General features: G+C 72.4%; 18 protein-coding genes. 9 read left to right on the top strand and 9 right to left on the bottom strand.

Annotated elements, in window-relative coordinates; genetic code table 11:
* Positions 1-2 precede the first annotated feature (2 nt).
* Positions 3-608 carry a papain-like cysteine protease family protein gene (locus tag CP980_RS25140; RefSeq protein ID WP_150529139.1) on the bottom strand — a complete coding sequence of 202 codons (606 nt, stop codon included), beginning with the start codon at positions 606-608 and terminating at the stop codon, positions 3-5.
* A gap of 250 nt (positions 609-858) precedes the next feature.
* Between CP980_RS25140 and CP980_RS25135 the strand changes: the two genes are divergently transcribed.
* Positions 859-1,821 (top strand): hypothetical protein, encoded by a 963-nt coding sequence (locus CP980_RS25135; RefSeq protein ID WP_150529138.1) that lies wholly within the window; start codon positions 859-861, stop codon positions 1,819-1,821.
* 42 nt (positions 1,822-1,863) lie between these two features.
* Here the strand turns inward: CP980_RS25135 and CP980_RS25130 are convergent, their stop codons facing one another.
* Positions 1,864-2,295 carry a Rieske (2Fe-2S) protein gene (locus CP980_RS25130; protein WP_132760615.1) on the bottom strand — a complete coding sequence of 144 codons (432 nt, stop codon included), beginning with the start codon at positions 2,293-2,295 and terminating at the stop codon, positions 1,864-1,866.
* A gap of 108 nt (positions 2,296-2,403) precedes the next feature.
* Here CP980_RS25130 and CP980_RS25125 point away from each other — a divergent pair, with 108 nt between their 5' ends.
* A complete protein-coding gene (locus tag CP980_RS25125) occupies positions 2,404-3,285 on the top strand; it encodes a carbohydrate kinase family protein (protein ID WP_132760616.1) in 882 nt (293 codons plus the stop codon).
* Here the strand turns inward: CP980_RS25125 and CP980_RS25120 are convergent.
* The gene (locus CP980_RS25120) at positions 3,275-3,880 is read right to left on the bottom strand and encodes a TetR/AcrR family transcriptional regulator (protein WP_132760617.1); all 606 of its coding nucleotides are present in this window, start codon (positions 3,878-3,880) and stop codon (positions 3,275-3,277) included. The two genes, CP980_RS25125 and CP980_RS25120, sit on opposite strands and share 11 nt — an antisense overlap.
* Before the next feature lie 72 nt (positions 3,881-3,952).
* Here CP980_RS25120 and CP980_RS25115 point away from each other — a divergent pair, with 72 nt between their 5' ends.
* The gene (locus CP980_RS25115) at positions 3,953-4,603 is read left to right on the top strand and encodes an NAD(P)-dependent oxidoreductase (RefSeq protein ID WP_132760618.1); all 651 of its coding nucleotides are present in this window, start codon (positions 3,953-3,955) and stop codon (positions 4,601-4,603) included.
* 117 nt (positions 4,604-4,720) lie between these two features.
* Here CP980_RS25115 and uvrA read toward each other — a convergent pair whose 3' ends face one another.
* Complete coding sequence (gene uvrA, locus CP980_RS25110) at positions 4,721-7,702, bottom strand: excinuclease ABC subunit UvrA (RefSeq protein WP_132760619.1); 2,982 nt, start codon at positions 7,700-7,702, stop codon at positions 4,721-4,723.
* A 197-nt stretch (positions 7,703-7,899) separates the two neighbouring features.
* On the opposite strand from uvrA, the gene CP980_RS25105 reads away from it, so the two are divergent.
* The 3 genes from CP980_RS25105 to CP980_RS25095 all read left to right on the top strand — a co-directional run bounded on the left by CP980_RS25105 (position 7,900) and on the right by CP980_RS25095 (position 10,744).
* Entirely contained in the window at positions 7,900-8,598 is a 699-nt protein-coding gene (locus CP980_RS25105) for a maleylpyruvate isomerase family mycothiol-dependent enzyme (RefSeq protein ID WP_150529137.1), read from the top strand.
* Positions 8,599-8,607: 9 nt separating this feature from the next.
* Entirely contained in the window at positions 8,608-9,264 is a 657-nt protein-coding gene (locus CP980_RS25100) for an MBL fold metallo-hydrolase (protein ID WP_123515051.1), read from the top strand.
* Positions 9,265-9,376: 112 nt separating this feature from the next.
* Entirely contained in the window at positions 9,377-10,744 is a 1,368-nt protein-coding gene (locus CP980_RS25095; RefSeq protein WP_373312980.1) for an MFS transporter, read from the top strand.
* A gap of 22 nt (positions 10,745-10,766) precedes the next feature.
* Here the strand turns inward: CP980_RS25095 and CP980_RS25090 are convergent, their stop codons facing one another.
* The 4 genes from CP980_RS25090 to uvrB form a co-directional block, all read right to left on the bottom strand.
* Positions 10,767-11,750 (bottom strand): TerC/Alx family metal homeostasis membrane protein, encoded by a 984-nt coding sequence (locus tag CP980_RS25090; protein ID WP_099893376.1) that lies wholly within the window; start codon positions 11,748-11,750, stop codon positions 10,767-10,769.
* A gap of 239 nt (positions 11,751-11,989) precedes the next feature.
* Entirely contained in the window at positions 11,990-13,963 is a 1,974-nt protein-coding gene (locus CP980_RS25085) for a TerD family protein (RefSeq protein ID WP_150529136.1), read from the bottom strand.
* A 76-nt stretch (positions 13,964-14,039) separates the two neighbouring features.
* On the bottom strand, positions 14,040-14,618 hold the full coding sequence (locus CP980_RS25080; protein ID WP_048476673.1) for a TerD family protein: 579 nt from the start codon (positions 14,616-14,618) through the stop codon (positions 14,040-14,042).
* Positions 14,619-14,704: 86 nt separating this feature from the next.
* Positions 14,705-16,873 carry an excinuclease ABC subunit UvrB gene (gene uvrB, locus CP980_RS25075; RefSeq protein WP_132760658.1) on the bottom strand — a complete coding sequence of 723 codons (2,169 nt, stop codon included), beginning with the start codon at positions 16,871-16,873 and terminating at the stop codon, positions 14,705-14,707.
* Between the two features lie 258 nt (positions 16,874-17,131).
* Here uvrB and CP980_RS25070 point away from each other — a divergent pair, with 258 nt between their 5' ends.
* The 3 genes from CP980_RS25070 (at position 17,132) to CP980_RS25060 (ending at position 20,169) form a co-directional block, all read left to right on the top strand.
* Positions 17,132-18,070 carry a glycerophosphodiester phosphodiesterase gene (locus CP980_RS25070; RefSeq protein ID WP_150529135.1) on the top strand — a complete coding sequence of 313 codons (939 nt, stop codon included), beginning with the start codon at positions 17,132-17,134 and terminating at the stop codon, positions 18,068-18,070.
* A gap of 54 nt (positions 18,071-18,124) precedes the next feature.
* Positions 18,125-18,697, top strand: coding sequence for a methylated-DNA--[protein]-cysteine S-methyltransferase (locus CP980_RS25065; protein WP_132760660.1), 573 nt, complete (start codon positions 18,125-18,127; stop codon positions 18,695-18,697).
* A 170-nt stretch (positions 18,698-18,867) separates the two neighbouring features.
* Positions 18,868-20,169: an MFS transporter gene (locus CP980_RS25060; RefSeq protein ID WP_150529134.1), complete on the top strand. Its 1,302-nt coding sequence runs from the start codon at positions 18,868-18,870 to the stop codon at positions 20,167-20,169.
* On the opposite strand, the gene CP980_RS25055 is transcribed toward CP980_RS25060, so the two are convergent.
* Positions 20,159-20,521, bottom strand: a complete 363-nt coding sequence (locus CP980_RS25055; RefSeq protein WP_099895787.1) for a cupin domain-containing protein — start codon at positions 20,519-20,521, stop codon at positions 20,159-20,161. The genes CP980_RS25060 and CP980_RS25055 overlap by 11 nt on opposite strands.
* Between the last annotated feature and the right edge of the window lie 147 nt (positions 20,522-20,668).

Below are 20,668 nucleotides of genomic sequence, written 5' to 3'. Positions count from 1 at the left end.
GCTCACGCCCCGATCCGGTAGAGGGAGTGGGTCCAGGAGAAGGTGCTGTTGTCCACGTACCAGGCGTGCGAGGCCCAGTTGTAGCGGTCGCTCGACGGCCACGGATCGCCCCAGTAGACCCAGCTGTTGGCGGTGTCGTAGCCGTAGACGACGTGCATGTGGCCACCGCCGTTGGACCACTGGATCCGCGTCTCCACCGGCCGGCCGGCGTCGATCTCGCTCTGCACGGTGGTGTAGCGGAGCCAGCCGGTGACGTACGAGCCGGAGCTGATTCCGGCCCAGTTCAGGGCGGTCTGGACATTGCCGAGCGTGGCCTGGTTGTTGGGGCAGTCGTAGCCCTGCTGGCGGTTGAAGGCGGCGTTGCAGAACTGGTTCTGCGTGTAGTTCCGGCCGAACCACGTGGCGATGGTGTTGCCGCTCGCGGCCCAGCACCAGTTGGTCTTCGCCTGCGCCTGCATGGTGATGTCCAGGCGTTTGTACGCCAGGGCCGACGCGGCGCCGGCATCGCTCGTGGGGGCAGCGGTGGCGGTCGCGGCGGTGCTCGGCAGGGCGAAGAGCACGGCGGTGAGGACGGCGGCCAGGGAAAGCCGCCGGTGGGGTTTGCGCATCGCGTTCCTCCCGTGTGGGGATCCCCCCGGTGGGGCCGGGGAGGTGGGGATGGAGGAGCGCGTCCGGACGCTGCTGAGGAGCATCAGGGTGTTGTCGGGATCAGGTCAACAGGCTTCAATACGCCGTGACATTGCAGTGTGAACGGCGGGACCGCAGTGTGAACGACTGCCGTCCTTTCACCTGGTACCCGGGTGCCACCGGCGAGCCCTCCCGCCCCACCGCGCGTGAACGTTCACAGGAGGTGCCCTCATGCGGTCGACCGGCGACAGCACACGGGAGAGCAGACAGACGAGCGCGCAGGAGCTGGGGCACCTGCTGCGCGCCGGACCCTTCCACCTCGCCCTGCGCGCCGCCCTCACCGCCCGCGGGCTCCCCCTGCACCGGGTGCAGCACCGGCTCGCGGCCCGGGGCATCAAGCTCGGCGTGACCAGCCTCAGCTACTGGCAGCAGGGCGCCCGCCGGCCGCGCCGCCCCGAGTCCCTGAAGGCCGTACGCGCCCTGGAGCAGATCCTGGAACTGCCCGAGGGGACCCTGCTGCGGCTGCTGGCCGCCCCGGAGGGCGCCGGGCCCGAGAGCACCCGTCCGCCGACCCGCTCCTACCGGGCCCTGGTCAGCGTGGGCGCGGCCGTGGAGGGGCTGCTGGCGGGCATGGAACTGCCCGCCGACGGCGGCCTGCACACCGTCGGCCACCACGAGCGGGTACGGATCGGGGCCGCCGGCGAGCTGCTGGGCCGCGAATCGCAGCACGTCGTACGGGCCCACCGCGACGGCGTCGACCGGTACCTCGCCGTCCACCACGGCGACCCGGGCTGCGATCCGGCCCGGGTCCGCGTACGGGCGGACGAGAACTGCCGCACCGGGCGCGTCCGCTGGCACCCCGAGGCCGAGGTCCTGGTCGCCGAGCTGCTCTTCGACGCCCGGCTGCGCACCGGGGACACGTACGTCTTCGGCTACGGCTTCGAGGACGGGACCGCCGGGCGCTGCACCGAGTACGTGCGCGGGTTCAGCTACAGCGGCGGACAGTACGTGCTCCAGGTCCGCTTCGACGAGGCGGCCCTGCCGGTGCGCTGCCGGCGCTTCAGCCGGTCCGGGCCCGGGGCGCCGCGCAGCGGGCTGGTGGACCTGACGCCGAGCGGGCGCCACCGCGCCGTGCACCTGGTGGAGCCGGGGGTGCGGCGCGGGCTGCTGGGCATCTCCTGGGACTGGGCGTAGCCGGACGCGGCCCCCTGCCCGCCGCTTCCCGGCGCGGCCCGGTCAGCCCGCGATGAGCTTGCCGCCCTCGGCCTTGACCGGGACGGCGGGCAGCGGGTCGGTGGCCGGCCCGCGCAGCACCTTGCCGGTCGTCACGTCGAAGCGGCTGCCGTGGCAGGGGCAGTTGCCCTCGCCCTCGTCGATCTTGTCCAGGACGCAGCCGGCGTGCGTGCACTGGGCGCTGAACGCCTTGTACGTGCCCTGCGCCGGGCAGCTGACGACCAGCTTCTTCTCGCGGAACAGCTTCGACCCGCCGACCGGGACCTCGGACACGGCGCCGAGCTCCACCGGGGCGGCCGGGACGGCCGGGGAGCCGGAGCCGCTGTTGCCCCCGGTGGAGCAGGCGGCGAGGGCCGCCCCGCCGCCGACGGCCCCGGCGATCGCGGCGGCGCCCTTGAGCACGGTACGGCGGGCGGCGGGCTGCGACGCGGACATGCGGATCTCCTGGCCTGAGGGTCGATGAGGGTGGTCCGGGTGGTCGGACCGGGCCCCCCGACGATACCGCCGCCCGATCGCGCCGCTCGATGGGATACCTTCCCCCGCGTGATCGTCGTCGGTGGAGAAGCCCTGATCGACCTCGTGCCCGTGGCGCAGCCGCCGGGTGCGCTCGTGCCGCGGCCGGGCGGGGGGCCGTACAACACCGCGCTGGCGCTGGGCCGGCTCGGCGCGGAGGCCGCCTTCTGCTCCCGGGTCTCGACGGACGGCTTCGGCGAGGACCTGCTGGCCGGGCTGCGCGCGGCCGGGGTGGACCTCTCGCTGGTGCAGCGCGGGCCGGAGCCCACCACCCTCGCCGTGCCCTCGCTGGCCCCGGACGGCTCGGCGGCGTACGGGTTCTACGTGGAGGGCACGGCCGACCGGCTGTTCACGCTGCCCGCGGAGCTCCCCGCGGGCACCCGGGCCCTGGCGCTCGGCACCTGCTCCCTCGCCCTGGAGCCGGGCGCGAGCGCGTACGAGGCCCTGCTGCGCCGGGAGTCCGGGCGCGGGGTGCTGACGCTGCTGGACCCCAACATCCGCCCCGCGCTGATCGCGGACCCGGCCGCGTACCGGGCCCGGTTCCTGGGCTGGCTCCCGTACGTGTCCGTCCTCAAGCTGTCGGAGGAGGACGCCCGGTGGCTGGGCGGGAGCGTCTCGGACTGGCTGGCGGCCGGGCCCTCGGCGGTGGTGCTCACCCGGGGCGCGCGGGGGCTGGCGGCCTGGACCCGCGAGGGTGCGCGGTACGAGGTGGCGGCCCGCCCGGTCGCGGTGGCGGACACCATCGGGGCGGGCGACACGGTCAACGCGGCCCTGCTGCACCGCCTGTCGGGGATCGCGGCCGGCGCCCCGGTGGACTGGCCGGGCGTCCTGGCGTACGCGGCCCAGGCGGCGGCGCTGACCTGCACGCGGGCCGGTGCGGAGCCGCCGTACGCCGCCGAGCTCAGCGGATAGCCGCCCACAGGGTCCGGGCCACGGCGGGGGCGAACTCGTCGACGGGCGCAACCACGTGGGCTCCGGAGAAGTGCAGGAAGAAGGCCCGCTGGAAGCAGGCGCCGAGCAGCAGTGCGGCGGCGGCCTCCGGGTCGGCGTCGGGGCGCAGCCGCCCCCGCTCCAGCTCGCGGCGCAGCCGCCCGGCGAGGGCGTCGCGTACGACGTGGGGGCCGGTGCCGATCTCCTGGACGCCCTCGCGGTGCCGGGTCAGCAGGGCGGGCTCGGCGAAGAGCGAGGCGGCCATGGGCACGGCGTCGGCGTAGAAGAGCGAGGCGTGGCGGGCGATCGCGGCGAGCCCCTCCTCGACGGAGCGCTCGGCGTGGTCGCGGTCGAGCTCGGCCATGAGCGGCCCGGCGTTGGGCGTGCGCTCCATCAGCACCCGGACGAACAGCTCCTCCTTGTTCGCGTAGTGCTTGTAGAGCGCGGCCTCCGAACAGCCGGCCTCGCGGGCGATGGCCTTGGTGGTGGTGTTGGCGAGACCGATGGTGCGCATGAGCTTCTCGGCGGCGTCGAGGAGCCGCTCGGGGGTGGGCCGGCTTGACTTCGGGGTGAGCATTCACTCACCCTAGCGGAAGCAGGGGTGAGTGAATGCTCACCCACCCATGGATGCCTTGAACGGGAGCCGGCGATGAAACTGACGGTGTTCGGAGCCACGGGCGGTGTCGGCCGCGAGGTCGTACGACAGGCCCTGGACGCGGGCCACGAGGTGACGGCGGTGGTCCGCGACCCCGCCCGCCTGGACGTTCCCGCGCACGAGCGCCTGGAGGTGGCCGTGGTGCGCGACCTGACCGACGAGGAGGCGCTGCTGCCGGTCCTGTCCGGCCGGTCGGCGGTGATCTCCGCACTGGGCTCGGCGAGCAACAAGCAGGCCCGGCTCAGCCCGGTCACCGGGCCGGCCCTGCGGGCCATCGTCTCGGCGATGGACCGGGCGGGCGTGAGCCGCCTCGCGGCGGTCAGCGCCGCCCCGGTCGGCCCGGACGTGGAGAGCGACGGGTTCATCGCCCGCAGGGTCTTCCTCCCCCTGCTCCGCCTCGCCCTGCGCGACCTGTACGCGGACCTGGCGGTCATGGAGGCGACGATCCGCGCGAGCGGCACGCAGTGGACGGTGATCCGGCCGCCCCGCCTGCTGGACAAGCCGCGCAGCGGCACCTACCGCCGGGTGATCGGCGCCAACGTCCCGGACGGCCGCACGATCTCCCGCGCCGACGTGGCCGACGCCCTGCTCACCTCCCTGACGGACCCCGCCACGGCCGGCCGGGCGGTGGGCGTGGCGGCCTGACCCGGCGCTCCCCCGCCCCGGCGGCCCCCACGGGGGTGGAGCCGCCCGCGGGAGTGCGGAGGGGCCCCCGCAGCCGCGTCCGGCTGCGGGGGCCCCTCCACGCCCGGCTCCGCGCGGTCAGGCCTTGCGGGCCCGGGCCGTCGTCTTCTTGGCGGCGGCCTTCTTCGCCGGAGCCGCGGCCGTGGCCTTCTTGGCCGCCGTCCGCTTCGCGGCGGCCTTCTTCGGCGGGGCCACGAGCGCCGCCGCGTCGGAGACCCGGTCCGCGCCCAGGATGTCCCTCAGGAACTTGCCGGTGTGGCTCGCGCCCACCGACGCGACCTGCTCCGGCGTGCCCTCGGCCACCACCAGGCCGCCCCCGTAACCGCCCTCGGGGCCCATGTCGATGACCCAGTCCGCGGTCTTGACGACGTCCAGGTTGTGCTCGATGACGATCACCGAGTTCCCCTTGTCCACCAGTCCCGACAGCACCTTGATCAGCTTCGAGATGTCCTCGAAGTGCAGACCCGTCGTCGGCTCGTCCAGGACGTAGACCGTCCGCCCCGTCGACCGCTTCTGCAGCTCCGACGCCAGCTTCACGCGCTGCGCCTCACCGCCCGAGAGCGTCGGCGCCGACTGGCCGAGCCGGACGTACCCGAGCCCCACCTCGTTCAGCGTCTTCAGGTGCCGCGCGATCGTCGGCACCGCCTCGAAGAAGTCCAGCGCCTCCTCGATCGGCATGTTCAGGACTTCGGCGATCGACTTGCCCTTGTAGTGGACCTCCAGCGTCTCCCGGTTGTACCGGTCGCCGTGGCAGACCTCGCACGGGACGTACACGTCCGGCAGGAAGTTCATCTCGATCTTGATCGTGCCGTCGCCGGAGCAGTTCTCGCACCGGCCGCCCTTCACGTTGAAGGAGAAGCGACCCGGCAGGTAGCCGCGCACCTTCGCCTCCATGGTCTCCGCGAAGAGCTTGCGCACGTGGTCGAAGACGCCCGTGTACGTCGCCGGGTTGGACCGCGGGGTGCGGCCGATCGGCGACTGGTCGACGTGCACGACCTTGTCGACGAGGTCGTCCCCCTCCACCCGCGTGTGCCGTCCCGGCACCGAGCGGGCACCGTTCAGCTCGCGCGCCAGGTGCGTGTACAGGATGTCGTTGACCAGCGTGGACTTGCCCGACCCCGATACGCCCGTCACCGCGGTGAGCACGCCCAGCGGGAAGGAGACGTCGATGTCCCGCAGGTTGTTCTCCTTGGCGCCGTGGACGGTCAGCTTCCGCTCCCCGTTCACGGGCCGGCGGATGTCCGGCACCGGGATGGACCGCTTCCCGGACAGGTACTGCCCGGTCATCGAGTCGGTGTTCTTCAGCAGCTCCTTCAGCGAACCGCTGTGCACGACCTTGCCACCGTGCTCACCGGCGCCCGGGCCGATGTCCACGACCCAGTCGGCCACCTTGATGGTGTCCTCGTCGTGCTCGACCACGATGAGCGTGTTGCCCATGTCGCGCAGCCGCACCAGGGTCTCGATCAGCCGGTGGTTGTCCCGCTGGTGCAGGCCGATCGACGGCTCGTCGAGCACGTACAGCACGCCCACCAGGCCGGAGCCGATCTGCGTGGCCAGCCGGATGCGCTGGGCCTCGCCGCCCGAGAGGGTGCCGGCGGCGCGGTTCAGCGAGAGGTAGTCCAGGCCGACGTCGACGAGGAAGCGCAGCCGCTCGTTGACCTCCTTCAGGACCCGCTCGGCGATCTTCTTGTCGCGGGCGTCGAGCCGCATCCGCCCCAGGAAGTCGGCGCACTCGCTGATCGACATCGCCGCGACCTCGGCGATGGACTTGTCCATCACCGTCACCGCGAGCACGATCGGCTTGAGACGCGTGCCCTCACAGGTCGGACAGGGCACCTCGCGCATGTAGCCCTCGAAGCGCTCGCGGCTGGCGTCGCTCTCCGACTCCGCGTGGCGGCGCTTGACGAACGGCACGGCGCCCTCGAAGGCCGTCGTGTACGCCCGCTCCCTGCCGTACCGGTTGCGGTAGCGGACCTCGATCTGCGTCTTGTGCCCGTACAGCAGGGCCTTCTTCGCCCGCTGCGGCAGCCCGGCCCACGGGATGTCCGTACGGAAGCCCAGCTCGCCCGCGAGCGCGCCGACCAGGCGCTGGAAGTAGTCCTTGGTGTGGCCGAGGGACCAGGGCGAGACCGCGCCCTCGTCGAGGGACTTGTCCTCGTCGGGGACGATCAGCTCCGGGTCCACCTCCATGCGCGTACCGATGCCGGTGCACTCGGGGCAGGCGCCGAAGGGGGAGTTGAAGGAGAAGGAGCGCGGCTCCAGCTCCTCGAAGGACAGGTCGTCGTACGGGCAGTAGAGGTGCTCGGAGTACATCCGCTCACGCTCGGGGTCGTCCTCGGCGAGGTCGACGAAGTCCAGGATCACCATGCCGCCGGAGAGGCCGAGGGCGGTCTCCACGGAGTCGGTGAGGCGGCGCTTGGCGCTCTCCTTGACGGTGAGGCGGTCGATGACCACCTCGATCGTGTGCTTCTCCTGCTTCTTCAGCGTGGGCGGCTCGGAGAGCTGGACGGTCTCCCCGTCCACCCGCGCCCGGCTGTAGCCCTTGGTCTGGAGGTCGGAGAAGAGGTCGACGAACTCGCCCTTGCGCTCGCGCACCAGCGGCGAGAGCACCTGGAAGCGGCTGCCCTCGGGCAGGGCGAGCACCTTGTCGACGATCGCCTGCGGCGACTGGCGCGAGATGGGGCGGCGGCACTCGGGGCAGTGGGGCTTGCCGATGCGCGCGAAGAGCAGGCGGAGGTAGTCGTAGACCTCCGTGATGGTGCCGACCGTCGAGCGCGGGTTGCGCGAGGTCGACTTCTGGTCGATCGAGACGGCCGGCGAGAGCCCCTCGATGAAGTCCACGTCGGGCTTGTCCATCTGCCCCAGGAACTGGCGGGCGTACGACGAGAGCGACTCGACGTAGCGGCGCTGGCCCTCGGCGAAGATCGTGTCGAAGGCCAGGGAGGACTTGCCCGAACCGGAGAGTCCGGTGAAGACGATGAGTGAGTCGCGGGGCAGGTCGAGCGAGACGTTCTTGAGGTTGTGCTCGCGAGCGCCACGAACGATGAGACGGTCGGTCACGCCGGTGCGCACCTTTCTTGAGAGAGCGGGGGCACGGGGCCCCCGACTGTCCAGCGTACGGGTGACTGGGCGGGCGCCTCTGCGATGGAGAAGAGCTTGGACTTCGAGCGTATAGCACGCGCATTCGATTTACGGCACTCGGCAGACGGGTTCACCCGTTCGTGTGGCCGGAGGTCCGCGGCACTAGGCTCGGCTCCATGACTGATCATGTGCACGACCTGCAATCTGTACGTGAAGCCACGGACCGAATGCTGACCGCTCTCACGAAACTGGACAACGCGGCCCTGTCCGAAGAGTCACATCTGCCGGGCTGGACCCGCGGCCACGTACTGGCCCACCTCGCGCGGAACGCGGACGCCCTCGTCAACGTCTTCGCCGGCCGCCCGATGTACGAGAGCGCCGAGGCCCGCGACTCCGACATCGAGCGCGACGCCCCGCGCCCGCTGGACGTCCAGCTCGCCGACGTGCGCGCCACCCACGCCGCCTTCCTGGCCGAGACCGAGCGGGACCAGGACTGGTCGCGCACGGTGGAGCTGCGCAACGGGGTCACCGACCTCGCCTCGAACGTGCCGTTCCGCCGCCTCGTCGAGGTCGAGCTGCACCACGTCGACCTGAACATCGGCTACGCGCTCTGCGACCTCCCGCAGGAGTTCACCGCCCGCGAGATCGCCTTCCTCGCCGACCGCTGGTCCGGACGCCCGGAGGTGCCCCCGGTGACCCTCCAGCTCGCGGGCGACGGCGGCGGCACCACCTGGCACACCGGCGGCTCCGAGGGCGGCCCGGTCACCCTCATCGGCACCGGCGCCGAGCTCCTCGGCTGGCTCGCGGGCCGCGGGGACCGGGGCGCACACCTCACTGTCGTCGGCGGCCGCCTCCCGGCCCTTCCCCCGCTCTAGGATCAGGACATGACGTACAGCGGAGCAGTCAAGGTCGGCGGTCCGGCCGACGTGCACGAACTCCCGGACCTGATGATTTCCAAGGTCGCGGTGGGTTCCATGAACAACAACGCGTACCTGCTGCGCTGCCGGGCCACCGGCGAGCAGCTGCTGATCGACGCGGCCGCCGAGCCGCACACCCTGCTCAGCCTGATCGGCGACGACGGCATCGCCTCCGTCGTCACCACCCACCGGCACGGGGACCACTGGGGCGCGCTCGCGGAGGTCGTCGAGGCGACCGGGGCGCGTACGTACGCGGGCGCCCACGACGCCGAGGGCATCCCGGTGGCCACCGACGTACTGGTGGCGGACGGGGACACGGTCACGGTCGGCCGGGTCACGCTGACCGCCCGCCACCTGGTCGGCCACACCCCGGGCTCCATCGCCCTGATCTACGACGACCCGCACGGGCACGCGCACGTCTTCACCGGCGACTGCCTCTTCCCCGGCGGCGTCGGCAACACCTGGGGCGACCCGAAGGCCTTCGAGCAGCTGATCGACGACGTCCAGCACAAGCTCTTCGAGCAGCTGTCGGACGAGACCTGGGTCTACCCGGGTCACGGCAACGACACCACGCTCGGCGCCGAACGGCCCCACCTGGCCGAATGGCGCGAGCGCGGCTGGTAACGGGCGCCCCCGGACGCGGTCCCCGGTCAACACCGCGACAGGAAGCACTCCTTCCGGTCGAAGATGACCGAACGCACGTCCTGGGGGTGTGGGGCGGGGTAGTTGCTGCACCATGCAACAAGACCCCTCCCCCGCCCTCCCCGGGCGCGCGGTTCCCCGGCCGCCCTCGATGCTGCGGCTCGCGATGGCCTCGCTCGCCGGGACCGCCATCGAGTTCTACGACTTCTTCGTCTACGGGACGGCCGCGGCCCTCGTCCTCGGCCCGCTCTTCTTCCCGTCCTTCTCCCCGCTCGCCGGGACCCTCGCCGCCTTCGGCACCTTCGGCGTCGGCTTCCTCGCCCGCCCGCTGGGCTCCGTGCTCTTCGGCCACATCGGCGACCGTTACGGCCGGCGCCCCGTCCTGCTCGCCTCCCTGCTGCTCACCGGCCTCGCCACGGTCGCGGTGGGCTGCGTGCCCACGTACGCCACGATCGGCGTGGCGGCGCCCCTGCTGCTGCTCGTACTGCGCTTCCTCCAGGGGCTCGGCCTCGGCGGCGAATGGGGCGGCGCGGTCCTGCTGACCGCCGAGCACGCACCCGAGCAGCGGCGCGGGCTGTGGGCCAGCTTCCCGCAGGTCGGACCGCCGCTGGGCTTCCTGCTGGCCAACGGCATGACCCTCACCCTGTCGGCGGCGCTGACCGACGCGCAGTTCACGTCCTGGGGCTGGCGCGTACCGTTCTGGGCGGCGGGCGTACTGGCCCTCGCCGGGCTGTGGCTGCGCCGCTCGGTGGAGGAGACCCCGCAGTTCCGCGCCCTCGCGGAGACCGGCCGGCGCTCCGACGCCCCGCTGACCGAGGTCGTACGCGGCCACTGGCGCCTCGTCCTGCTGACCGGCGGGGCCCTGTCCGCCGGGTACGCGGTCTTCTACTCGGTCACCACCTGGTCCCTCGCCTACGCCACGGAACACCTGAAGGTCGACCGCACCGTGATGCTGGCCTGCATCATGGCGGCGGTCGCCCTGAAGGGCACGCTGACCCCGGTGGTGGCGGTGCTCGGCGACCGGTACGGGCGGCGGCCGCTCTGCCTGATCGGCAGTGCGATGTGCCTGGTGTGGATGTTCCCGTTCGTCGCGCTGCTGCGGACGGCGGACCCGCTGCTGATGACGCTGGGCTGCCTCGGCGGGCTGCTGGGCATGGTGACGATGTTCGGCGTGGTGGGCGCGTACGTGCCGGAGCTGTACGCCCCGCGGATCCGCTGCACGGGCGCGGCCGTGGGCTACAACCTGGGCGGGGTGCTGGGCGGGGCGCTGACCCCGATCGCGGCGACGGCGCTGGCGGCGGGCTCCGGCCCGCCCTGGGGCGTGGCCTTGTACCTGAGCGGGATCGCCCTGCTGAGCCTGGTCTGCTTCGCGCTGCTGCCGGAGACGAACCCGGCGGTCGTACGGGCGCGGGCGGGCGCGGGTACGGGAAAGGGGGCGGCCGGAGCGACCGCCCCCGCGTAGCCCCTCAGGGGCCGGCGAGTCCCTACGCGTCGATGCTCTCCGGGCGGGCGGCGGCCTCGGCGGCCGCCTGCCTCTTCGAGGCGATCAGGCTGGTGATCGTGGTGATCACGAGGACACCGCAGATGACGCCGAGGGAGACCGGGATCGAGACGACCGGCACGTGCAGCCCGGACTCGTGCAGGGCGTGCAGCACCAGCTTGACGCCGATGAAGCCCAGGATGATCGACAGGCCGTAGCTGAGGTGGACCAGCTTCTTGAGCAGGCCGCCGATGAGGAAGTACAGCTGGCGCAGCCCCATCAGGGCGAAGGCGTTGGCCGTGAAGACGATGTACGGGTCCTGGGTGAGGCCGAAGATCGCGGGGATCGAGTCCAGGGCGAACAGCACGTCGGTGGTGCCGATGGCGAGCATGACGACCATCAGCGGGGTCAGGACGCGCTTGCCGTTGCTCTCGATGAACAGCTTGGTGCCGTGGTACTTGTCGGCGACGCCGAACTTCTTCTCGACGGACTTGAGGAGACGGTTCTCCTCGAACTCCTCCTCGTCCTCGTCCTTGCGCGCCTCCTGGATCAGCTTCCAGGCGGTGTAGATCAGGAACGCGCCGAAGATGTAGAAGACCCACGAGAAACTGGCGATGATCGCCGCGCCGGCGGCGATGAAGATCGCGCGCAGCACCAGGGCGATCAGCACGCCCACCAGCAGGACGCGCTGCTGGAGGTGGGAGGGCACCGCGAACTTCGCCATGATCAGGACGAAGACGAAGAGGTTGTCGACGCTCAGGGACTTCTCGGTGATGAAGCCGGCGAAGAACTCCTGCGAAGCCTGCGGGTTCCCGAAGAACCACAGGCCGAGGCCGAAGAGTGCGGCGAGGACGATCCAGACGATCGTCCAGGTGCCCGCTTCCTTGATCGATACGTCATGCGGTTTGCGGCCGATGAAGAAGTCGGCGCCGATGAGGATGCTCAGACCGAGAATGGTCAGCACCCAGAGGGTCCACGAAACGTCCACTGCTTATTCGCCTCCGGCAGATGGCTCAGCACACATGTCAGCGTCATCGCTGCCGGAGGTCTCTTCCACCCGGGCGGCCTGGAGGCCGTGGGCCGGCGCCCCGGGTCCGACTGCGGTGCACACGACCGCAGTGGTCCGTATTGACGGGTACGCCGTAGCAGGAAAGCAGGAATACTCCCCTCCGCCTGCCCAGGGTACCCGTCAGAGCGCGCAAAGGTAAAGGGAAGACCAAGGAAAGGTCATGGGCGGGCATCGCGCCGGGCGGCGGCGATCCGTTCCAGCGTCTGCTCCAGGACCCGGCTGCCCGGCGGCGGCAGGTCCGGCTCGAAGGTCCAGGCGTGGCCCACCCACGGATCGGCGAGGTGGTTGTCCGGCACCGGCGACAGCCGCATCAGCGAGCGCCACAGCGGATCGAGCAGCGGCCCGTACGCCGAGGCCTCGTCGCGGTCCGCCACCATCAGCAGGTGCACCCCGACCGCCGGACCCTCGTCGGCCAGGTAGCGCAGCCGGGTGACGGCCCTGTCGTCGAACCCGTGCGGGAAGTCGTGCACGATCAGCAGCTGGTCGGCGAGGTCCACATCGGGCGGCAGGTCCTCGGGCGCCCCGGCCCGCACGGCCATCTGTACGAGGTCCACCCGGCGGGTCAGCGCCTCCAGGGTCGCGGTGACCCCGGCGGCCCCGGCGGCGGGCGGCCCGGCCAGCACCCCGGCCGCGACGAGCGGCGCCAGGGAGGCGGCACCCGCCCCGGCCGCGTCGATGACGTGCACGGAGAGCCGGTCGCCGGGGTGGACCGCGAGCAGCCGGACCGCGTGCGCGACGGCCATGTCCATGGCGGCCCGGCGCAACCGGTCGGTGTCCATGGTCATCGCGGCCTCGGAGCCGGTGCGTCCGTTGTCGATCCACAGCCCGCGCTCCAGCGGGGCCCGCACCAGCATGGGGATGCGCAGGTCGGGCCGCTCGGGCAGGTGCAGGTCGCCGAGGCGCAGGGCCAGCGGGGCCTCCTCGGGGACCCCGTGCCCGTGCCAGACGGGGTTGGCCCAGTGGGCGTACGGGGCCGGCAGCGCGGGCTCGACCACCTCGGACTCGGCGATCAGCTGGGCCAGGTCCCGGTCGAGCACGGCCTTGGCCTGGGCGACGAGCTCGTCGTGGCGGGCCCGGGCCGCGTCGCGGGCGGCGTTGCCCGCTCCCGCGAGGCGCAGGCGGGGGTCGGACAGCGCGTCGTCGAGCTCGCGGTCCATCCGGGACTCGGCGAAGTCGCAGGCGCTGCGGTAGGCGGCCACCGACCGGGCCAGGTCCTCGAACATGCCCCAGACCTGGTTGTAGAGCCGCTCCTCCAGGGACCAGCCGCTCGCGTCGCCCGCGACCGGGGCGGGGGGCCGGTCCGCCTCCGGGGAGGGAACGGCCCGCGGGCCGGGCTCGGGGGGCTCCGTGGTCGTGCGGCGGCGGCGCGGGTGGGCGTAGTCGATGGTGGGCGGTCCGCCGATGGTGTCGGCGGACGGGGAACCGGGTGCGGCCGCGGGGGCGCCCTGGTACGGGAGGCCGGTGACGGGGAGCGGATCCGGCGGTGGCGGCGGAGTGGCCGCGGCCGGGGCGTCCTGCGGGGCCCTGAGGCCGTGCGGAACGGTCGGCGGGGTGGCCGTCGGCAGGGCGGCCAGGGTGATGTCGCCGGAGGGCACCAGCCCGGTGGCCACCTCCGCCAGGGCGGTGGCGGCCGGGCCGGCCAGCCCGGCGTCGGCCAGCAGCGCGCCGAGCCCCTCGGCGTACCCCTGGCCCACGGCGCGGACCTTCCAGGCCCCCTGGCGCCGGTACAGCTCCAGGGCCACGACGGCCTTCTCGGAGTCCAGCCCCGTCAGGGTGAAGCCGGCGAGGTCGGCGCCTCCCGGCTGGGCCACGGCCACGTACGGGGCCGGGACCGCGCCGAAACGCACGGGCCCGCCGGGCGGCAGGACGAGGACCACCCCGAGCCGGTGCACGGCGGGCTCGACGGCGTCGAGGTCGACGGCGAAGCGGTGCTCGCCCGCCACCGACCCCGGCACCTCCACTCCGGGCAGGCTCCGGGCGCCGGGGTGGGCCACCGACCCGGGCCCGGCCAGCCGGCCCGCGTCATCGCAGGCCGAGGCCAGGGCCAGTACGGGCGTACCCGCCGAGACCCTGATCTCCACCCGCGCCTGGGACAGGGGGTGGTTCTGCCCCCGGACCAACTCGGCCGTCATCCTGCAGCCCTCCCCCGTGCCCTGCTCGTCCGCTCTGTTCTGTTCTGCGCCGCTCCCGCGCGGCCGGCGCTGCCGCTTACAGGTGCGGCAGGATCGCCGGCATCAGGTCCTGGAAGGTCCGGCCGTTGGCCGGGTTGCCGAGGGCCGTCATCTGCCAGCCGCCGCCCACGCGCGACACCTTCGCCATGATCTGCGCGGTGTACTGGCCGCCGCCGTCCAGCGTGTAGCGCGCGAGCTCCTGGCCGTTGGTCTCGTCGACGATGCGGCAGAACGCGTTCTGCACCTCCTGGAACGTCTGGCCGGTGAACGAGTTCACCGTGAAGACGATCTGGTCGATGTGCACCGGCACGCGCTGGAGGTCGACGAGGATCGACTCGTCGTCCCCGCCCTGGCCGGCTCCGCCGACGAGGTTGTCACCGGTGTGCCGGACCGAGCCGTCGTCGCTCTGCAGGTGGCGGAAGAACACCACGTCCACCGGCTGCTTGTCGGCGAAGAGCACCGCCGACGCGTCGAGGTCGATCTCCCGGGTCCGCGAACCGAACAGTCCGCGGCGCTTGGCCGCCTGCCAGCCGAGGCCCATCCGGACCGCGGTCAGCGTGCCCCCGTCCTGCTTCTGCAGACTGATGGCCTGACCCTTGGTCATGTTGACCGTCACGCGCTGTCCCCTCTCCCTAGCCCGCCCCCGATGTGGGTGCGCATGTGTACCTGCGGCTGCCGCCAACCCTACTGACCGGCTCCGGGTCAGGCGAGGCCCGCTTCCCTCATCTGACGCAGCTCCTTCTTCAGCTCGCCCACCTCGTCGCGGATCCGGGCCGCGACCTCGAACTGGAGCTCGGCGGCGGCTCCGCGCATCCGCTCGGTCATCTGCTCGATGAGTGCGGCCAGTTCCTCGGCCGGACGGTCCGTCAGCACGGCGGCGTCCTTGGCCGCCTTCGCGGCCTTGGCGCCCTTGACGGCCTTGCCGCCCACGGTGACCTGGCCCGCCTTGACCACGCCGAGCGCGGGCACGGGAGCCTTGGCCCCCTTGCCGTCCTTCCCCTGGCGGTACCCGGTGCCGAGCAGCTGTTCGGTGTCCAGCTCCTCGCGGGCGATGGTGGCGACGATGTCGTTGATCTTCTTGCGCAGCGGCTGCGGGTCGATCCCGTTCGCCGTGTTGTACGCGATCTGCTTCTCCCGGCGCCGGTTGGTCTCCTCGATGGCCTTCTCCATCGCCGGGGTCATCTTGTCCGCGTACATGTGGACCTGGCCGGAGACGTTGCGCGCCGCGCGGCCGATGGTCTGGATCAGGGAGGTCCCCGAGCGCAGGAAGCCCTCCTTGTCGGCGTCGAGGATCGCCACCAGGGAGACCTCGGGCAGGTCGAGGCCCTCGCGCAGCAGGTTGATGCCGACCAGGACGTCGTACTCGCCGGCGCGCAGCTCGCGCAGCAGCTCGATGCGGCGCAGCGTGTCGACGTCGCTGTGCAGGTAGCGCACCTGGATGCCGAGCTCCAGGAAGTAGTCCGTGAGGTCCTCGGCCATCTTCTTGGTGAGGGTGGTGACCAGGACGCGCTCGTCCTTCTCCACGCGCTGGCGGATCTCGTGGACGAGGTCGTCGATCTGTCCCTCGGTGGGCTTGACCACGACCTCGGGGTCGATGAGCCCGGTGGGGCGGATGATCTGCTCGACGAATCCGTCGCCGCGGGAGAGCTCGTACTTGCCGGGGGTCGCCGACAGGTAGACCGTCTGACCGATGCGCTCCTGGAACTCCTCCCACTTCAGCGGCCGGTTGTCGAGGGCGGACGGCAGCCGGAACCCGTGGTCGACGAGGGTCCGCTTGCGGGAGGCGTCGCCCTCGTACATGGCGCCGATCTGCGGCACGGTGACGTGCGACTCGTCGATGACCAGGAGGAAGTCCTCCGGGAAGTAGTCGATGAGGGTGTTGGGCGCGGAGCCGGGAGCGCGGTCGTCCATGTGCAGCGAGTAGTTCTCGATGCCGGAGCAGGACCCGATCTGGCGCATCATCTCCAGGTCGTAGGTGGTGCGCATGCGCAGCCGCTGGGCCTCCAGCATCTTGCCCTGCTTCTCCAGCTCGGCGAGGCGCTCGGCCAGCTCCGCCTCGATGCCGCGGACCGCCTTCTCCATGCGCTCGGGCCCGGCGACGTAGTGGCTGGCGGGGAAGACGTAGAGCTCGCGGTCCTCGCTGATGACCTCGCCGGTCAGCGGGTGCAGCGTGGACAGGGCCTCGATCTCGTCGCCGAACATTTCGATGCGGACGGCCAGTTCCTCGTAGACCGGGAAGATCTCGATGGTGTCCCCGCGGACCCGGAAGGTGCCGCGGGTGAAGGCGACGTCGTTGCGCGTGTACTGGATGTCCACGAAGCGGCGCAGCAGCTGGTCGCGGTCCATCTCCTCGCCGACCTTGAGGGGGACCATCCGGTCGACGTACTCCTGCGGGGTGCCGAGGCCGTAGATGCAGGACACGGAGGCGACGACGATCACGTCCCGCCGCGTGAGGAGCGAGTTGGTGGCGGAGTGGCGCAGCCGCTCCACCTCCTCGTTGATCGAGGAGTCCTTCTCGATGTAGGTGTCCGACTGCGGTACGTAGGCCTCGGGCTGGTAGTAGTCGTAGTACGAGACGAAGTACTCGACGGCGTTGTTCGGCAGGAGCTCGCGGAACTCGTTCGCCAGCTGGGCGGCGAGCGTCTTGTTCGGCGCCATCACGAGGGTCGGGCGCTGGAGCTTCTCGATCATCCAGGCCGTCGTCGCCGACTTGCCTGTGCCGGTCGCGCCCAGCAGGACGACATCCTTCTCACCTGCACGGATGCGCTTTTCCAGCTCGGCGATGGCCGCCGGCTGGTCGCCGCTGGGCTGGTAGGGGCTGACGACCTCGAAAGGCGCCACCGTGCGTTCGATCTTCGATACGGGCCGCATGGGTCCACGGTACGACCCCCCACCGACACTCACGCAGCCGCGCGGGTCGGCGGCGCTCCGGCAGGGTGGGCGCGGAGCGTCCGGCCGACGGCCCGGACGTCCTCCTTTCTGGTCCGTTTGTCGTAGTTCGGTGGCGGCGCGGTGATCTTCGACCGCATGATCGCCGTGAAGGTCACCCGTGTAGTGCATCGCCGCAACGTCTGCCAGTCCGCACGCGTCTGACGCAGGAACAGGGCTCCCGAACCGAGGAGAACGCACATGTACGTCCGACCCGCCGCCGCGGCCGCCGCCGCATTCCTGGGATTCACCCTGACCCTGCTGGGCGGGACGGCCGCGTCCGCCGCCACCGGTCCCTCCGTCCCCTCCGGCTCGCGGGGCCCCACCGGCACCGGCGGCGCCCCGGGGCTGCTGGGGCCCGTCGTGTACGCCCACCGGGGGGCCTCGGCGTACGCCCCGGAGAACACGATCGCCGCGATCGACCTGGCGATGCGGCTGGGCTTCGACTGGGTAGAGAACGACGTCCAGCGCACCAAGGACGGCGAGCTGGTCGTGGTCCACGACGACACCCTGGCCCGCACCACCGATGCCGAGCAGGCCTTCCCGGGCCGGGGGCCCTGGCGGGTCAAGGACTTCACGGCGGCGGAGATCGCCACGCTCGACGCGGGCAGCTGGTTCGGCGAGGAGTTCGCGGGCGAGCGCGTGCCGACCCTGCGGGAGTACCTCGACCGGGTGGACCGCAACCGGCAGCGGCTGCTGCTGGAGATCAAGAAGCCCGAGCTCTACCCCGGCATCGAGAAGCAGACCCTCCAGCTGCTGGACGAGACCGGCTGGCTCGACACGGACCACGTGCAGCGGCGCCTGGTCGTCCAGAGCTTCAGCGCCGACTCCGTACGCCTCGTGCACGGCATGCGCCCGGACCTGGTGACGGCCTTCCTGGGCACCCCGACCGTCGCCGACCTGCCGAAGTACGCCGAGTTCACGGACCGGATCAACCCGTGGCACACCACCATCTCGGCCGACTGGGTGGCGGCGGTGCACGGCCTGCGGGGCGCCCACGGCAGGTCGATGGAGGTGGACACCTGGATCGTCGACGACGCGGCGACGGCGCGGAAGGTCCAGGGGATGGGCGTGGACGGGATCATCACCAACGCCCCGGACGTCGTCCACCAGGCGGTGCTGGGCTCCTTCGGGTTCTAGGACGCCGTCGCGCGGTCGCCGCCGGGTGTCGGACCCTCCCCGTACGGTGGAGGGGTGGACAGCACCGAGCGGCCCCGCGGGCCGCGCCTCGAATGGACCGTCGTCGCCGGCGAAGGCACGATCGGCGGGCCCCTGCTCCTGGCCGCGACCCCGGAGGGGCTGGTCCGGGTCGAGTTCCATGCCGGGCCGGACCGGGTCGACACGATGATCGGCTCCCTGGTCTCCCGGCTCGGCGCGGACGCCTGGCGCCCGCAGCCGGGGCGGGAGGTGCTGCTGGCCGAGCCGATACGCCAGCTGAAGGCGTATTTCGCGGGCTCGCTCAAGCGCTTCGAACTGCCGCTGGACTGGCGGCTCAGCTCCGGCTTCAACCGGCAGGTGCTCCAGGAGCTGGACCGCTCGGTGCCGTACGGGGCGGTCGTCGGGTACGGGGAGCTCGCGGCCCGGGTCGGGCAGCCGGGCGCGGCCCAGGCCGTGGGCAACGCCATGGGGTCGAACCCGCTGCCGCTGGTGGTGGCCTGCCACCGGGTCGTGGAGACCGACGGCGGGATCGGCGGCTTCGGCGGCGGTGTGGAGACCAAGCGCGGTCTGCTGGCCCTGGAGGGCGTCCTGCCGCAGCCGCTCTTCTGAGGGGGCGGCGGGGCCGGGCGCGGGCCGGGGCGCGGGCACGGGCGTAGGGGTGCGTCCCCCGTTCCGTCCGGCCGTGAGGGGTGGGAAACTGCCGCGGTGACCTCTACCAGCGCCTCCGGCCGCACCGCGCCCGTACACAGCCCTGCGCCGCCGCGACGGGGGTGTACGGCATGACCGCGATACCCGGCACCGACCGCCCCGCCCCGCCCGTGGGCCCGGCGGACCTGCCCCGGCTCCAGCGCCGCGTCTCCGCCGTACTGATCGCGAGCCAGATGCTGGGCGGCGTCGGCGTGCCCATCAGCATCGCCCTGGCCCCGGTCCTCGCCACGGAGGTCAGCGGCACCGAGGCCCTGTCCGGCTTCGCCTCCACCGCCGCCGTGATCGGCACCGCGGCGGTCTCGCTCCCCCTCGCCGCGCTGATGACCGCGCGCGGCCGGCGGCCCGGGCTGGTCCTCGGGTACGGGATCGGCGCCGTCGGCGCGGGCCTGGTGGTCCTGGCCGCCGCGATCAAGAACTTCCCGCTGCTGATGCTCGGCATGGCCGCCTTCGGCGCCGCCTCCTCGGCCAACCTCCAGGCCCGGTTCGCGGCCGCCGACCTCGCCGCCCCGGACCGCCGGGCCCGGGCGGTCTCCCTCGTCGTCTGGGCGTCGACCCTGGGCGCGGTGCTGGGCCCCAACCTCTCCGCACCGGCCGGCCGCAGCTTCGCCGGGACCTCCATACCCGAGACGGCGGGCCCCTTCGTGTGGGCCGGCGCCGTCTTCGTGCTCACCGGCACCATGATCGGCCTGTTCCTGCGGCCGGACCCGCTGCTGACGGCGCGGGCACTGGCCTCGCCCGCGGAGCGGGCCACGGGCGGCCGCTCACTGCGCGCCGGTCTCGCGGCCGTCAAGAAGTCCCCGCGTGCGCGCCTCGCCCTGGTCACCGTCGCGGTGTCCCACACCGCCATGGTCTCGATCATGGTGATGACCCCGGTGGACCTCGGCCACCACGGCGCCACGCTGGAGCTCGTCGGCCTGGTGATCAGCGGTCACATCGCCGGCATGTTCGCCTTCTCGCCGGTCATGGGCTGGCTCGCGGACCGGGTTGGCCGGCTGACCGTGATCGGCCTGGCGGCCGGCCTGCTGTCGGTGGCCGCCCTGCTGGCCGGCACCGCCGGGCCGAGTCACGCGCAGAGCGCGATCGGGCTGTTCCTGCTGGGTCTGGGCTGGTCCGCCGGGATGGTCTCCGGCTCGGCTCTGCTCACCGACTCGGTGCCGCAGGCCGCGCGGGCCGCCGTACAGGGCCTGAGCGACCTCACGATGAACACCTGCGCGGGCGTGGGCGGTGCGGCGGCCGGGCTGGTCATGTCGCACGCGGGCTACGGCTGGCTGAACGCGATCGGCGCGGCCCTGCTGCTGCCGATGGCGGCGCTGGCCCTGTTCACCGCACGCCGCCACCCCGCCGCCGCGCCCGCCCAGGCCGCTAGTAGCTGATGTGGTAGGCCTTGCGCAGCGTCTCGTGGACGGTCCAGGTCGTCTTGTCGCCCTCCCGCAGCACGCAGGCCGAGCCGGGGCCCACCTCCAGGGTCGCGCCTCCCTCGACCTCGATGGTGGCGCGGCCGCTGACCACGACGAACAGCTCGTTCGCCTCGGTGTCGGTGACCACGCCCGGGGTGATCTGCCAGATGCCGCGCACCTGCGTGCCGTCGGGGGACTCCCACAGCACCTTGCCCGTCACGACGGGGTCGCCGGAGAGGATCTGGCCGGGGTCGAGGTCCTCGGCCTCCAGTTCGGCGTCCGGTACGGATACGGCGAACGAGGCGGGACCGTGCTCACTGGTGCTCATGGTGCTCATGGCGAGTCACCCTAATCCGCCCCTCCGGTCCCGCGCGGTGACCACAACGTCCAGGCTCCGCCCGCCGGACAGGTCAACCTGTCCAGCCGCTGCCGGCCACGGACACGCTCCTCGGACAGGTTCGGCGACGGCCGGCGC

Origin of the sequence: Streptomyces vinaceus, assembly GCF_008704935.1 — a bacterium.
GTDB lineage: Bacteria > Actinomycetota > Actinomycetes > Streptomycetales > Streptomycetaceae > Streptomyces > Streptomyces vinaceus.
Note: the sequence above shows the minus strand (reverse complement) of the source record. Positions and strands in the feature narration are given on the sequence as shown.

Excerpts from the sequence above, each read along its gene's own strand:
- CP980_RS25130 (WP_132760615.1), bottom strand. The coding sequence starts at position 2,295 with ATGTCCGCGTCGCAGCCCGCCGCCCGCCGTACCGTGCTCAAGGGCGCC.
- CP980_RS25095 (WP_373312980.1), top strand. The coding sequence starts at position 9,377 with ATGCAACAAGACCCCTCCCCCGCCCTCCCCGGGCGCGCGGTTCCCCGG.
- CP980_RS25070 (WP_150529135.1), top strand. The coding sequence starts at position 17,132 with ATGTACGTCCGACCCGCCGCCGCGGCCGCCGCCGCATTCCTGGGATTC.
- CP980_RS25120 (WP_132760617.1), bottom strand. The coding sequence starts at position 3,880 with ATGCTCACCCCGAAGTCAAGCCGGCCCACCCCCGAGCGGCTCCTCGAC.
- CP980_RS25100 (WP_123515051.1), top strand. The coding sequence starts at position 8,608 with ATGACGTACAGCGGAGCAGTCAAGGTCGGCGGTCCGGCCGACGTGCAC.
- CP980_RS25060 (WP_150529134.1), top strand. The coding sequence starts at position 18,868 with ATGACCGCGATACCCGGCACCGACCGCCCCGCCCCGCCCGTGGGCCCG.
- CP980_RS25055 (WP_099895787.1), bottom strand. The coding sequence starts at position 20,521 with ATGAGCACCAGTGAGCACGGTCCCGCCTCGTTCGCCGTATCCGTACCG.
- CP980_RS25105 (WP_150529137.1), top strand. The coding sequence starts at position 7,900 with ATGACTGATCATGTGCACGACCTGCAATCTGTACGTGAAGCCACGGAC.
- CP980_RS25115 (WP_132760618.1), top strand. The coding sequence starts at position 3,953 with ATGAAACTGACGGTGTTCGGAGCCACGGGCGGTGTCGGCCGCGAGGTC.
- CP980_RS25135 (WP_150529138.1), top strand. The coding sequence starts at position 859 with ATGCGGTCGACCGGCGACAGCACACGGGAGAGCAGACAGACGAGCGCG.
- CP980_RS25140 (WP_150529139.1), bottom strand. The coding sequence starts at position 608 with ATGCGCAAACCCCACCGGCGGCTTTCCCTGGCCGCCGTCCTCACCGCC.
- uvrB (WP_132760658.1), bottom strand. The coding sequence starts at position 16,873 with ATGCGGCCCGTATCGAAGATCGAACGCACGGTGGCGCCTTTCGAGGTC.
- CP980_RS25085 (WP_150529136.1), bottom strand. The coding sequence starts at position 13,963 with ATGACGGCCGAGTTGGTCCGGGGGCAGAACCACCCCCTGTCCCAGGCG.